We start from the raw sequence: 12,335 nt of genomic DNA on the forward strand, positions 1-12,335 counted from the left end.
CTCAGCGCGGCCGCACCGCCCCAACCGCCGTGCCCCCTCCCGGCACGGGCGGCGCCACCCTGGGCCTCGCGGCCGCCGTCAGCGTGGCAGCACCGCACCCAGCTCCCGTACCGCCCGACGGGCCTCGCGGCCACCGTCAGCGTGGCAGCACCGCACCCAGCTCCCGCGCCGCTGCGTGGAGGGCGGGTACGAAGGCCTCCAGCTCGGCCACCGACATCCGGTACGCCGGCGCCGCGGTGGAGACTGCGGCGATCGCGTGCCCGTCGGGGCCCAGCACGGGCACCCCGACGGCCCTTATCCCCGGCTCGTGCTCCTCGTCGGCGATCGCGTAGCCCTGGGACCGCACCGCGGCGATCTCCTGCGCGAACTCCGCCCGTGAGGTGATCGTCCGCGGCGCCAAGCCCGCCAGCTCCAGCGACTCCACCAGCGCCTCCCGGTCCGGCGCGAACGCCACCAGGCACTTGCCCATCGCCGTGCAGTGCAGCGGCCCCCGCTGCCCCGGCTCGCCCCGGATCTGGATCTGCCGCGGCCCCTGCACGGAATGCACGTACACCTGCTCGCGCCCGTCCAGCACCGCCATCAGCGTCGGCTCGCCGGTCTGCTCCGTCAGCGCCCGCAGCACCGGCAACGCCACCCCGGCGAACCCCCGCGCGTGCGACACCCGCTGCCCCAGCTCGAACAGCCGCACGCCGAGCGCGTACCGCTTCGACGCCGGATCACTGCGCGCGAAACCCTGTTCCTGCAACGAACCCAGCAGCCGGTGCGTCGTGCTCACCGGGTAGCCCGCCCGGCGCGCGAGCTCGGACAGCCCGACCCCGTCGGGGTACTCGCCGAGCAGCGACAGCACCCGCAGGGCCTTGCCCACCATGTCAGCCACACACCACCCCTTGACGTCTCCCCGTGGAAGTTCCACACTCATCGAGCACCACAATACGGAATAGCTTTCCACATCATGGAAAGAACGGCAAGGAGGCCGCCTTGGAGAGCCCGCCAGTGACCGGCATGGCCACCCAACCGGGCAGGCAGCGCTGGCTGCGCCTGATCCCGATCGTCTTCGTCACGTACAGCCTCGCCTACCTGGACCGCTCGAACTTCTCGATCGCCGCGGCCGGTGGCATGTCCGAAGACCTGGGCATCACGAGTTCGACGTCCGGCCTCATCGCCGCCTCGTTCTTCGCCGGCTACTTCCTGCTGCAGGTCCCCGGCGTGCTCTACGCCGACCGCCGCAGCGTCCGCGACCTGATCTTCTGGTCGGTCCTGGCCTGGGGCACGCTCGCCACGCTCCAGGGCCTGCTCAGCTCGGTCCCGCTGCTGATCGTCGTCCGCTTCCTGCTCGGCGCCGTCGAGGCCGCGGTGCTGCCCGCGCTGGTCGTCCTGCTCGCGCGCTGGTTCACCAAGGCCGAGCGCGGCCGCGCCAACGCCTTCCTCATCCTCGGCAACCCGGTCACCGTGATGTGGCTGTCCGCCGCCTCCGGCTACCTCATCGAGGCCACCAGCTGGCGCGGCATGTTCATCATCGAGGGCGTGCCCGCCCTGATCTGGGCGTTCTACTTCCGCGCGCAGGTCCGCGACCGGCCGGCCGACGCGCCGTGGCTCGCCCCGGCCGAACGCGAAGCCGTGGACACCGCGATCGCCGCCGAGCAGGCCGAGCTCGCGAGCACCGCCGACACCACCGGAGTGCACCCGCTCCGCGAAGCCCTGCGCACCCCGGCCGTGCTGGTCCTGTCCGCGCAGTACCTGCTGTGGAGCATCGGCGTGTACGGGTTCGTGTTCTGGCTGCCGTCGATCGTGAAGGCCGGGTCGTCCGCCGGGATCGGCGCCACGGGCCTCCTCTCCGCGGTCCCGTACGCCTTCGCCGTGGTCGCGATGCTGCTCAACTCGCGCCGCTCCGACCGCACCAGCCGGCGCATCCGCTACGTGTGGCCGTGGCTGCTCGGCGGCGCGGTCACGTTCTACGGTTCCTACCTGGCGGGCCACGACGCGTTCTGGCTGTCGTTCCCGCTGCTGGTCCTCGCCGGGATCGCGATGTACGCGCCCTACGGCCCGTTCTTCGCGATGAACCCGGAGCTGCTGCCGCGCCGCACCGCCGGTGTCGCCGTGGCGCTGGTCAACGCCGCCGGCGCGCTCGGTGGCTTTCTCGGCACGTACCTGGTGGGCTGGTTGCGCACCGCGACCGGCACCGACGCCGCCGCGTTCCTGATGCTGGCAGGCACGATGGCCGCGTCCGCGCTGGTCCTGCTCGCCGTCCGCACCCCGAAGAGGAAGGTCGCATGACACCCCGAGTTCTGCTGCCCTGGTCCGATCTCACCGTCCCGGACGGCCTGGAGACCGCCTGCTACGACGGCACCGGCACGCCACCCGGCCTGGACGGCGTCGAGTTCTACGTCCTGCCCTACGACAGCGGGCCCGAGCCGCCGAAGCTGATCGCGAAGATGCCGTCGCTGAAGGCCGTGCAGTCGCTGTCCGCGGGTGTCGACAGCCTCCTGCCGCTGATCCCGGACGGCGTCACCCTCGCCAACGGCCGCGGCCTGCACGACCTCAGCGTCGCCGAGCACACGCTCGCGCTGATCCTCTCCGCCCAGCGAAACCTGCCGCGCTGGTTCCGGCAGCAGAGCACCGGCTCGTGGGACCGCGAGCACACCCGGTCACTGGCGGACGAGCGCGTCCTGCTCGTCGGCTACGGCTCCATCGGCAAGGCGATCGAGCGGTACCTCGTGGCCGGGGAGGCCGAGGTCGTGCGCGTGGCGAGCACCGCGCGCGAGGGTGTGCACGGCATCGACGAGCTGCCGGAACTCCTGCCGTCCGCGGACATCCTGGTGCTGATCCTGCCGGACACCCCCGCCACCCGCGGCCTGATCGGGGCGCCCGAGCTGGCGGCGCTGCCGGACGGCGCGCTGGTGGTCAACGTCGGCCGCGGCACCGCGATCGACACCGCGGCGCTGACGAAGGAGGTCGTGGCGGGCCGGCTGCGGGCCGCGCTGGACGTGGTCGATCCGGAGCCGCTGCCGTCGGACCACCCGCTGTGGCGAGCGCCGGGCGCGATCATCACCCCGCACGTGGCGGGCGGCTCCGACTCGTTCTACCCGCGGGCGAAGCGGCTGGTGGAGCAGCAGCTCCAGCGGTTCGTGCGGGGCGAACCACTGGTCAACGTGGTGCGGTGATCAGGACGCCTGCGCGTACTCCACCACGTAGTCGGCCGTGCAGACGCAGCCGCCGTCGACCTCGTCGCACCGGATCGTCAGGCTGTGCCGCACCAGGTCGGTGTCGGTGCAGTCCGGTTCGGTGCACTCCACCAGGGCGTCCACGTGCAGGACGAGGGTGCCGTGGCAGTGGTCGAGGTCCCGTGCGCAGCTGGGGCACTCCATGTCTGACACCTTCCGCCGGTTCGTGTTGCGGCACCTTGGTACCACCGCGCTTCACCGGAAGGTGGGAGGAGGCCCCGGCGTGTCGGCGTGACGTCAGGCGCTCTTCGGCGAGCGGCGGCTGCGCGCCGGGGTCGCGGCCGGCTTCTTCGCGGCCGCGCGCTTGGCCGGTTTGCGTGCCTTCTTCGCCTCGCTGACGCTGGCCTCCAGCGCCGCCATCAGGTCGACCACGTCGGTCTTGGGCGAGCGCCCCTTCGGCCGGGTGGTCTTCTTGCCCGCGATCTTCGCCTCGATCACCGATTCCAGCGCCTCCCGGTACTGGTCGGTGTACTTGTCCGGGTCGAAAACCGGCTCGGACAGCGACTCGATGAGCGAGCCGGCCATGCTCAGCTCCTGCGGCCGCACCTGGGGCAGCTCGTCGCGCAGGAACCCGAAGTCCGGGGTGCGCACCTCGTCCGGCCACAGCATCGTGGTCATGACCATCACGTCGGCGTGCACGCGCAGCAGCGCGAGGGTCTCGCGCTGGCGCAGCGCGACCTTGGCGATGGCGACGTTGCCGGACTTGTGCAGCGCGTCGCGCAGCAGCACGTACGGCTTGACCGCGGCCTTCTGCGGCTCCAGGTAGTAGTGGCGGTCGAAGTGCAGCGGGTCGATGGCCTCGAGCGGCACGAACTCCAGCACGTCGATCACGTTGGAGCTGGACAGCGGCAGCTCCTTGAGGTCCTCGTCGGTGATGACCACCATCTCGCCGTCGTCGGTCTCGTACCCCTTGGCGATGTCGGCGTAGGGCACCTCTTCGCCGTCGATGGTGCAGAAGCGCTTGTACTGGATGCGCCCGCCGTCGCTGACGTGCACCTGGCGCAGGGACACGTTCTTGTTCTCGGTGGCCGCGTAGAGGTTGATCGGGATCGTGACCAGCCCGAACGACACCGAGCCCTTCCACATCGATCGCATCGCCGGGCCCTCCGCTCCCTGCCGACATAACCGCAGGTCGGACGTTACGCGAGAACCGGGCGCGCCACCAGGCGGCCAACCGGCCGCACCGGGTGCTCAGCCGCTGGTGGCGCGGGTGATCCGGCCGGCGAGCGCACGCAGGTGCGCGGCCAGTTCCGGTGGTTCGTGGACCTCGAACTCGCAGCCGAGGGCCAGCAGCCGGAACGCCAGCCAGTCGAGGGTGTCGGCGTGGGTCTCCAACCGGCAGGCGGCCGGGCCCGTCGCCGTCAGCTCGCCTGCGTTCTCCACCCGCGGGCGCATCTCCGCCAGTGGCGCGTGCAGGGTCACCACCGCGCGGTGCGTCGGCACCGTGCGGTTGAGCTTGGCCGTGACGAAGGCCGCCGCGTCGTCGGCGGGCAGCTCGCGCGGGGTGGTGCGGGCGCCGGTGCCGTGGGGGCGGCGGACGCGGTCGACGCGGAACAGGCGCCAGTCGTCGCGGTCGACGTCCCACGCCACCAGGTACCAGCGGCGCCCCGCGGCGACCAGGCGGTGCGGTTCGGCCAGGCGGCGGGATTCGCGGCCCTCGGCGTCGCGGTAGCCGAACCGGACGCGCTCGTGGTTGGCGATCGCGGCGGCCAGCGCGGCGAGGTCCTCGGGGACGACCGGCGGGCCGGGATCGGGCATCGGCACGGTCGCCGCGCCGAGCGTGCGCACCCGGCGGCGCAGCCGCGAGGGCAGCACCTGCTCGAGTTTCGCCAGCGCCCTGGCCGAGGCCTCGTCGATTCCCGCCACCGCCTGGCGGGCGGCGGTGCGCAGGCCGACCGCGATCGCGACCGCCTCTTCGTCGTCGAGCAGCAGCGGTGGCATCGCCGCGCCGGCCACCAGCCGGTACCCGCCCTCGGCGCCCATCGTGGACTCCACCGGGTACCCGAGCCCGCGCAACCGGTCGATGTCCCTGCGGATCGTCCGGGTGCTGACCGCGAGCCGCGCGGCCAGCTCGGTACCCGGCCATTCGCGCGGTGTCTGCAGCAGGGACAGCAGCGTCAGCAGCCGCCCCGGGGTGTCCGTCATGGTTCCAGAATGCGACCGATCGGTGACGGAAACTGACCTAGTTCATCATTTCCTCAGCATCACGACCCCACCGATCACCGCCCGGGCGAACTACGCTGTTGCGGTGGCGGGCACACTTCCGAGCGAGCTCACCAGTTTCGTCGGCCGGCGGCAGGAGCTCGCGGACATCCGGCGGCTGTTGTCCGCCGCGCGCCTGGTGACGCTGACCGGACTCGGTGGGGTCGGCAAGACCAGGCTCGCGGTGCGGGCCGCGGTCGGGTTGAAACGCGCGTTCCCGGACGGGGTGCACTTCGCCGAACTCGCGGATCTGGACGACGCGGCGCTGCTGCCCCAGACCGTCGCCACCGCGCTCGGCCTGCGGGACGAGGCCGTCGAGCCCGCGGACCGGCTCGCCCAGTTCCTCGGCGACCGCCAGGTGCTGCTGGTGCTGGACAACTGCGAGCACCTCACCGACGCGTGCGCGACGCTGATCGGCAAACTGCTGGCTGCGACCAGCGGGCTGCGCATCCTGGCGACCAGCCGTCAGCGGCTCTCGGTCGAGGGCGAGCACCTGCTGCCGGTGGAGCCGCTGAGCCTGCCCGACCGCGAGGGCACGACCGAGGGCGCCAGCGGCTGGGACGCGATGGCGCTGTTCGCCGACCGCGCCGCCGCCGTGTCGCCGGGGTTCGCGCTCACCGCCGAGAACGAGGCGCTGATCGCCACGATCTGCCGGCACGTCGAGGGGCTGCCGCTGGCCATCGAGCTGGCCGCGGTGTGGTTGCGCACGCTGTCGCTGACCGAGCTGAACGACCGGCTGACCGACCGGTTCGCGCTGCTGAGCGAGGCCTCCCGCACGGCGCCGCCGCGGCAGCAGGGGCTGGAGGCGCTCGTCGACTGGAGCTACCGGCTCTGCCTGCCCGCCGAGCAGCGGGCGTGGGAACGGCTGTCGGTGTTCCGCGGCGGGTTCGACCTGCCCGCGGCCGAGTTCGTGTGCGCGGGCGACGAGATCGGCGGTGACTCGGTCTTGGGCGTGCTCGCGGGTCTGGTCGACAAATCGGTTCTGGTGCGGGTGCGGGAGACCTACGGGCACAACGCGCGCTACCGGATGCTGGAAACGCTTGCCGAGTTCGGCGCGGCGCGGCTCGCGGAGAACGGTGATCCGGCCGGTTCCACGCGGCGGCACCGCGATTTCTACCGCGAGCTCGCCCGCCGGTTCACCGAGGAGAAGATCACCCCGCGTCAGCAGGAGTGGATCTCCCGCATGCAGAGCGAGCACGCGAACCTGCGCGCGGCGCTGGAGGCGTGGCTGGAGGAGCCGGATCCGCGGCCGGCGCTGGAGATGGCGGGAAACCTGTCGACGTTCTGGATCGCGGGCGGGCACCTGCTGGAGGGCAGCCGGTGGCTGGACCGGGTGCTCCAACTCGACGGCGGCCCGTCGCGAGAGCGGGCGCGCGCGTTGCACGCGTCGCTGCTCACCTGCACGTGGCTGGGGGTGCGGCGGGGGTTCGCCGGGCGGCTGCGGGAGTACCGGTCGATCGCGGCGGAGCTGGACGACCGGGTGATCAGCGTCGAGTTGCTCGTGTGCGAGGGGGTGAGCCGCTACTTCCTCGGCGATCCGCGGCGGGCGTGCGAGTTGCTGGAGGAGGCGCACGAGGTGTGCCGGGCGGCCGGGCACGACGGGCTGGCGTTGCAGATCCTGCCGTACCTGGCGCTGGCGCGGTTCGTGCTGAGCGAGCCGAACGCCGAGGAGGCGGGCGAGCAGGCGGTCGAACTGTGCGCGGCGCACGGGAATCCGCCCTGGTACACCGCGCTGGCGGTGTGGGTGCTGGGGCTGGCGCTGTGGCGGCGCGGTGATCTGCAGCGCGCGGAACGCCTCCAGCGCGACGCGATCCGCCTGCGCGAGCCCGCGGGCGATCATTCCGGGATCGCGCTGAGCCTGGAGTCGCTGGCCTGGTGCGCGGCGGCCGACCGGCGGTTCAACCGGGCCGCGCGGCTGCTCGGTTGCGCCGCGACGGCGTGGCGCTTGTCCGGCGCGGGGCGGATCGAACCGGCGCTGCAGCAGGTTTCGCAGACCCACGCCGCACTCCCGGCGCGCGAGGCCCTGGGACGGCAGGTGTTCGAGCAGGAGTACGCCCGCGGGGCTTCGATGACGTTCGAAAAGGCGGTCGCGTTCGCCCTCGACGAGCGGCGGATGTCGGCGGCGCCGGCCAGCCCTTCGCGCAACCCGCTGACCGCCCGCGAATCGGAAATCGCGGCACTGGTCGCGAAGGGGCTGAGCAACCGGCAGATCGCCGGACAGCTCGTCATTTCCCAGCGCACGGCCGAAACGCACGTCGAGCACATCCTCGCCAAGCTGGGGTTCACTTCGCGGAGCCAGATCGCCGCTTGGGTCACGGCGAATGAGGCTTGAGGGGTTGGGGTTGGGGTTGGGGGTTGGTTCGTTGGCGCCAGGGTTTGGCTCGGCATTTCGTGGGAGGCGAAGCGCTGAAGGGACCGTTCATCAAGGCACGGTTGGACATCTCAGGGCACTGAAAGCCCGAATGGACCACTCATCGCGGCACGGCTGAACATCTCGTGACGCGCAAGCCATGAACGGTCCATTCATCGAGGCACGGCTGGGCAGCTCGCCACCCGCAAGCCATGAAAGTCCATTCACCGGCACGTGACTGGACACCCCATGCCACCAAGACTCATGAACGGACCGTTCATCCCTGCTCCACTGGGCAACTCGCAGACCCAAGCCATGACTGGACCATTCATCGCGACACGACAGGGAATCTCGCGCCACCCGCAAGCCATGAACGGTCCATTCACCCCAACACCACCAGCCCCCGCGAGCAAACCCCCGAACCCCACCCCGGGTTCACCCAACCTCCGCCCCCTCACGCCGCCGAAGACGCCCGACGCGCCCAAGCCGTGCAGGCACGTCGAACCCGACCAGCACCGCGGTCAGCACCGTCAACCCGGCCGCGAGCCACCCCAGCGCAGGCCCCAGCCCGATGTGCCCGGCCACCTGCGCGCCGAGCAGCGGGGCGACCGCGCCGCCGAGCGCGCCGACGTTGTAGGTGAACCCGAGGCTCGCCGCGCGGAGGCGGGTCGGGAAGTGGTCCCCGATGTACTTCGGCAGCAGCCCCGAGATCCCGGAACTCGTGCCCTGCAACACGAACAGCAGCAACCAGACCAGCACGATGCTGCCCGAGCCGAGCGCGAACGCCGGGAACACGAACACCAGCGACAGCAGCAGCCCGCCGACGTACGTCGCCCGCGTGCCGAATCGGTCGCCGACCACTCCGGCCAGGCACGAACCAGCCGCGTACCCGAGCCCGGCCCAGGTCAGCGCGTTCGCCACCTGCCCGGCGTTGTAGTGCAGCTCCGTCTTCAGGTACGTGGGCAGCAGCGACTGGATCGGCCACGAGTACAGGAACGCGCAGAACACGGTCAGCATCAACCCCACCGCCACCGGCCACGCTCGGCCGCTGATCTGCACCCCGAACACCACGAAACCCACCACGCACAGCGCGATGTACAGCGGGTACAGGCTCCCGGCGTGCCCCGAGAAGATCAGCACCAGACAGGTCGCCAGCACCACCGCCACGACCACGTTGAGCGGCGCCCACCGCCGGTTCAGCAGCGCCGACGCGCTCGTCGAGCCGCCACCGGAGCCGACCTCCTCGGCCCAGTCCTTCGCCTCGGGCAACGTGCGCCGCAGCCACAGCGCCACGAACACCGGCAGGATCCCGATCCAGAACAGCCACCGCCAGCCGAAACTCGGCACGATCAGGTCGTAGGCGCGCGCAGCGAGCACCGTGCCGATCGGGTACGCCGACAGCAGGAACCCCGTCGCGCGGTTGCGCAGCCCCTTCGGCCAGCTCTCCATCACGTACGTGCTGCTCGACCCGTACTCCCCCGCCATGCCGAGGCCGACGACCACGCGGAAGATGAACAGCGACCAGTAGTCCCAGGCGAACCCGCACAGCGCCGTGCCGACCGCGTAGAGCACGATGGACGCGATCATCGCCGGGCGGCGGCCGAAGCGGTCGCCGAGCGCGCCCAGCGCGAGCCCGCCCAGCCAGCGGGACACGAAGGCGGCCGACACCAGCGTGGACGCGGTGGCCAGCGACAGGTCGAACTCGTCGCGCAGCTCGGTGAGCACCAGCGTGATGATCACGAAGTCGAAGCCGTCGAGCAGGTAGCCGAGCCACGCTGCGCCGAACGCCTTCCACTGGCCCGGACCGAGCCGGCGGTACCACGGGTTCATGTTCCTTACCTCTTCATCGAGGGCTAGTCGTGGGACGTTGGACGTCGTATGATGCTGCGGACGTTAGCCGACGATTCCGGATGGTGGCAAGAGTGCGGACACTGCGCAGCCAGGAACTGGCCGACTCGATCGTCGAGCTGATCGACCGGCGGCGCCTCGGGCCCGGCGACCCCCTGCCGCCGGAGCCGCGGCTGATGGAGGAGTTCGGCGCGGCCCGCAACTCGGTCCGCGAGGCGCTGCGCACCCTGCAGGCGCTGGGCATCGTCGAAATCCGCCACGGCTACGGCACCTTCGTCGGCGCGGCGAGCATGACCGCGCTGAGCCCGTCGCTGCTGTTCCGCACGCGCGCCCGCTCGCGCGACGACCTGAGCGGGCTGCGCGATCTGCTGGAGGTCCGGCAGATCCTGGAGACCGAGCTGACCCGCAAGCTCGCCCGGCAACGCGACGAGGAACTGCTCGAACAGCTGACCGAGCGGGTGCGGCGGATGTCCGACCCGGCCACCGCCACGGCCGCCGACGGCGAGTTCCACGAGCTCATCTGCACCGCGGCGGGCAACGAGCTGGCCGCCGAGCTGATCCGCCTGTTCTGGAGCGTCTACCGGCAGACCGAGGCGCTCATCGGGGCGCCGCGCACGCCGTCGGACGCGCTGGTCGCCAAGCACCAGCGGATCGTCGACGCCATCGCCTGCGGCGACCCGGAGGCGATCGACGACGCGGTGCGCCACCACTTCGACGAGGTCCGGAGCCGGCTCACCTGATTGTGGCGAATTCGATTTTCGCCCGAAACGAGTGAAGTCGGGTGGACGTCCGCACCGCCGCGAGAGGACCCTGGGTCCCAGGAGCAGAAGGGGTGGGGCGATGGCGACAGTGGCCGAGCAGATGGTGCGGATCCTGCGGGACAGCGGTGTGCGCCGCATCTACGGGATCGTCGGCGACAGCCTGAACCCGGTGGTGGACGCGGTGCGCCGCACGCCGGGCATCGAGTGGGTGCACGTGCGGCACGAGGAGACGGCGGCGTTCGCGGCGGCCGCGGAGGCGCAGATCACCGGGCGGCTCACCGTGTGCGCCGGCAGTTGCGGTCCGGGGAACCTGCACCTGATCAACGGCCTGTACGACGCGCACCGCAGCGGGGCGCCGGTGCTGGCGATCGCCTCGCACATCCCGTCCAACCAGATCGGCACCGGGTTCTTCCAGGAGACCCACCCCGAGCAGTTGTTCGCCGAGTGCAGCCACTTCAGCGAGCTGGTGTCGCAGGCGGAGCAGATGCCGCGGCTGCTGCGGATCGCGATGCAGACCGCGGTCGGGCGCGGCGGGGTGTCGGTGCTGAGCATCCCGGGTGACGTGTCGGAGCGGCGGGCCACCGGCTCCGCGGCCGAGACGGTGCACGTGGTCGAGCCGTCGCCCGTGGTGCCGCGGGAGGCGGCCATCGCGGAGCTGGCCGAGGTGCTCGACAGCGGCGAGAAGGTGATGCTGTTCGCCGGCGCCGGTTGCCGGGACGCGCACGACGAGGTGATGTCGCTGGCCGGCCGCCTGCAAGCGCCGGTGGGCCACTCGCTCGGCGGCAAGGAGTGGATCCAGTTCGACAACCCGTACGACGTCGGCATGAGCGGCCTGCTCGGGTACGGCGCGTGCTACGACGCGATGCACGAGGCGGACCGCGTGGTGCTGCTGGGCACGGACTTCCCGTACGACGGGTTCCTGCCACAGGCGCGCACCGTGCAGATCGACACGAACCCGGCGCACCTGGGCCGCCGCACACCGCTGGACCTGGCGGTGCACGGCTCGGTGAAGGAGACGCTGGCGGCGGTGCTCCCCCGCCTGCGGCAGCGCACCGACCGGTCCTTCCTGGACCGCATGCTGCACGAACACGCGCGGCGGCTGGAGAAGGTGGTCGACGCGTACACGAAGGACATCGAGCACCACACCCCGATCCACCCCGAGTACGCGGCGGCGGTGCTGGACGAGGTCGCCGCCGACGACGCGGTGTTCACAGTGGACACCGGGATGGGCAACGTGTGGGCGGCGCGGTACCTGACGCCGAACGGGCGACGGCGGGTGATCGGCTCGTTCCGCCACGGCAGCATGGCCAACGCGCTGCCGCACGCCATCGGCGCCGCGCTGTCCTCGCCCGGCCGCCAGGTGGTGTCCATCTCGGGCGACGGCGGGCTGGCGATGCTGATGGGCGACCTGCTGACGCTGTCGCTGTACGACGTGCCGGTGAAGGTGGTGCTGTTCAACAACGCGTCGCTGGGCATGGTGAAGCTGGAGATGCTCGTGGACGGCCTCCCGTCCTACGGCACGGACCACACGCCGGTCGACTTCAGCGCGATCGCCGCGGCGTGCGGCATCTGGTCGACGCGGGTCGACCACCCGGGCGAGGTGCGGTCGGCCCTGACGAAGGCGTTCGAGCACCAGGGGCCCGCGCTGGTCGAGCTGACCACGGACCCCAACGCGATGTCCATCCCGCCCAAGATCACGAGCGAGATGCTGCGGGGCTTCGCGCTGGCCGCGAGCAAGACGGTGCTGAACGGCGGGGTGGGCAAGATGGTCGAGCTGGCGCGCAGCAACCTGCGCAACATCCCACGCCCCTGAGGGTCGCCGCGGACCGGCCTCGCTCCGTGGATGCCGGCCAGCATCCACGGAGAGGGCGATCGATGGCTTGATCACCTCGCGCGCGGCGCCGTCCGCGGACGGCAGCGCACGTCGCGGCAGGACTTCCGCACCTCACCCCG

General features: G+C 71.6%; 10 protein-coding genes. 5 read left to right on the forward strand and 5 right to left on the reverse strand.

Annotated features, from left to right (window positions below; all coding sequences use genetic code 11):
- Positions 1 to 136 precede the first annotated feature (136 nt).
- Positions 137 to 877, reverse strand: coding sequence for an IclR family transcriptional regulator (locus AMY39116_RS0338015; RefSeq protein ID WP_027936588.1), 741 nt, complete (start codon positions 875 to 877; stop codon positions 137 to 139).
- Between the two features lie 101 nt (positions 878 to 978).
- Between AMY39116_RS0338015 and AMY39116_RS0338020 the strand changes: the two genes are divergently transcribed.
- Both AMY39116_RS0338020 and AMY39116_RS0338025 read left to right on the forward strand, forming a co-directional pair.
- Positions 979 to 2,274, forward strand: coding sequence for an MFS transporter (locus AMY39116_RS0338020; protein ID WP_039792020.1), 1,296 nt, complete (start codon positions 979 to 981; stop codon positions 2,272 to 2,274).
- Positions 2,271 to 3,161: a 2-hydroxyacid dehydrogenase gene (locus AMY39116_RS0338025; protein ID WP_020422827.1), complete on the forward strand. Its 891-nt coding sequence runs from the start codon at positions 2,271 to 2,273 to the stop codon at positions 3,159 to 3,161. The genes AMY39116_RS0338020 and AMY39116_RS0338025 overlap by 4 nt, the downstream gene beginning before the upstream one ends.
- On the opposite strand, the gene AMY39116_RS0338030 is transcribed toward AMY39116_RS0338025, so the two are convergent.
- The 3 genes from AMY39116_RS0338030 to AMY39116_RS0338040 all read right to left on the reverse strand — a co-directional run bounded on the left by AMY39116_RS0338030 (position 3,162) and on the right by AMY39116_RS0338040 (position 5,366).
- On the reverse strand, positions 3,162 to 3,365 hold the full coding sequence (locus AMY39116_RS0338030) for a hypothetical protein (RefSeq protein WP_020422828.1): 204 nt from the start codon (positions 3,363 to 3,365) through the stop codon (positions 3,162 to 3,164).
- Between the two features lie 93 nt (positions 3,366 to 3,458).
- A complete protein-coding gene (locus AMY39116_RS0338035) occupies positions 3,459 to 4,316 on the reverse strand; it encodes a Ku protein (RefSeq protein ID WP_027936589.1) in 858 nt (285 codons plus the stop codon).
- A 96-nt stretch (positions 4,317 to 4,412) separates the two neighbouring features.
- On the reverse strand, positions 4,413 to 5,366 hold the full coding sequence (locus AMY39116_RS0338040; protein ID WP_020422830.1) for a YafY family protein: 954 nt from the start codon (positions 5,364 to 5,366) through the stop codon (positions 4,413 to 4,415).
- 103 nt (positions 5,367 to 5,469) lie between these two features.
- Here AMY39116_RS0338040 and AMY39116_RS0338045 point away from each other — a divergent pair, with 103 nt between their 5' ends.
- On the forward strand, positions 5,470 to 7,755 hold the full coding sequence (locus tag AMY39116_RS0338045) for a LuxR C-terminal-related transcriptional regulator (RefSeq protein ID WP_020422831.1): 2,286 nt from the start codon (positions 5,470 to 5,472) through the stop codon (positions 7,753 to 7,755).
- A gap of 453 nt (positions 7,756 to 8,208) precedes the next feature.
- Here the strand turns inward: AMY39116_RS0338045 and AMY39116_RS0338050 are convergent, their stop codons facing one another.
- On the reverse strand, positions 8,209 to 9,603 hold the full coding sequence (locus AMY39116_RS0338050) for a sialate:H+ symport family MFS transporter (RefSeq protein WP_020422832.1): 1,395 nt from the start codon (positions 9,601 to 9,603) through the stop codon (positions 8,209 to 8,211).
- A gap of 92 nt (positions 9,604 to 9,695) precedes the next feature.
- On the opposite strand from AMY39116_RS0338050, the gene AMY39116_RS0338055 reads away from it, so the two are divergent.
- Positions 9,696 to 10,361, forward strand: a complete 666-nt coding sequence (locus AMY39116_RS0338055; RefSeq protein ID WP_020422833.1) for a FadR/GntR family transcriptional regulator — start codon at positions 9,696 to 9,698, stop codon at positions 10,359 to 10,361.
- A gap of 100 nt (positions 10,362 to 10,461) precedes the next feature.
- Positions 10,462 to 12,195 carry a pyruvate dehydrogenase gene (locus AMY39116_RS0338060; RefSeq protein ID WP_020422834.1) on the forward strand — a complete coding sequence of 578 codons (1,734 nt, stop codon included), beginning with the start codon at positions 10,462 to 10,464 and terminating at the stop codon, positions 12,193 to 12,195.
- Positions 12,196 to 12,335 lie beyond the last annotated feature (140 nt).

The organism is Amycolatopsis sp. ATCC 39116 (assembly GCF_000231075.2).
In the GTDB taxonomy this organism is placed as follows: domain Bacteria; phylum Actinomycetota; class Actinomycetes; order Mycobacteriales; family Pseudonocardiaceae; genus Amycolatopsis_E; species Amycolatopsis_E tucumanensis.

Excerpts from the sequence above, each read along its gene's own strand:
- AMY39116_RS0338060 (WP_020422834.1), top strand. The coding sequence starts at position 10,462 with ATGGCGACAGTGGCCGAGCAGATGGTGCGGATCCTGCGGGACAGCGGT.
- AMY39116_RS0338040 (WP_020422830.1), bottom strand. The coding sequence starts at position 5,366 with ATGACGGACACCCCGGGGCGGCTGCTGACGCTGCTGTCCCTGCTGCAG.
- AMY39116_RS0338025 (WP_020422827.1), top strand. The coding sequence starts at position 2,271 with ATGACACCCCGAGTTCTGCTGCCCTGGTCCGATCTCACCGTCCCGGAC.
- AMY39116_RS0338050 (WP_020422832.1), bottom strand. The coding sequence starts at position 9,603 with ATGAACCCGTGGTACCGCCGGCTCGGTCCGGGCCAGTGGAAGGCGTTC.
- AMY39116_RS0338030 (WP_020422828.1), bottom strand. The coding sequence starts at position 3,365 with ATGGAGTGCCCCAGCTGCGCACGGGACCTCGACCACTGCCACGGCACC.
- AMY39116_RS0338035 (WP_027936589.1), bottom strand. The coding sequence starts at position 4,316 with ATGCGATCGATGTGGAAGGGCTCGGTGTCGTTCGGGCTGGTCACGATC.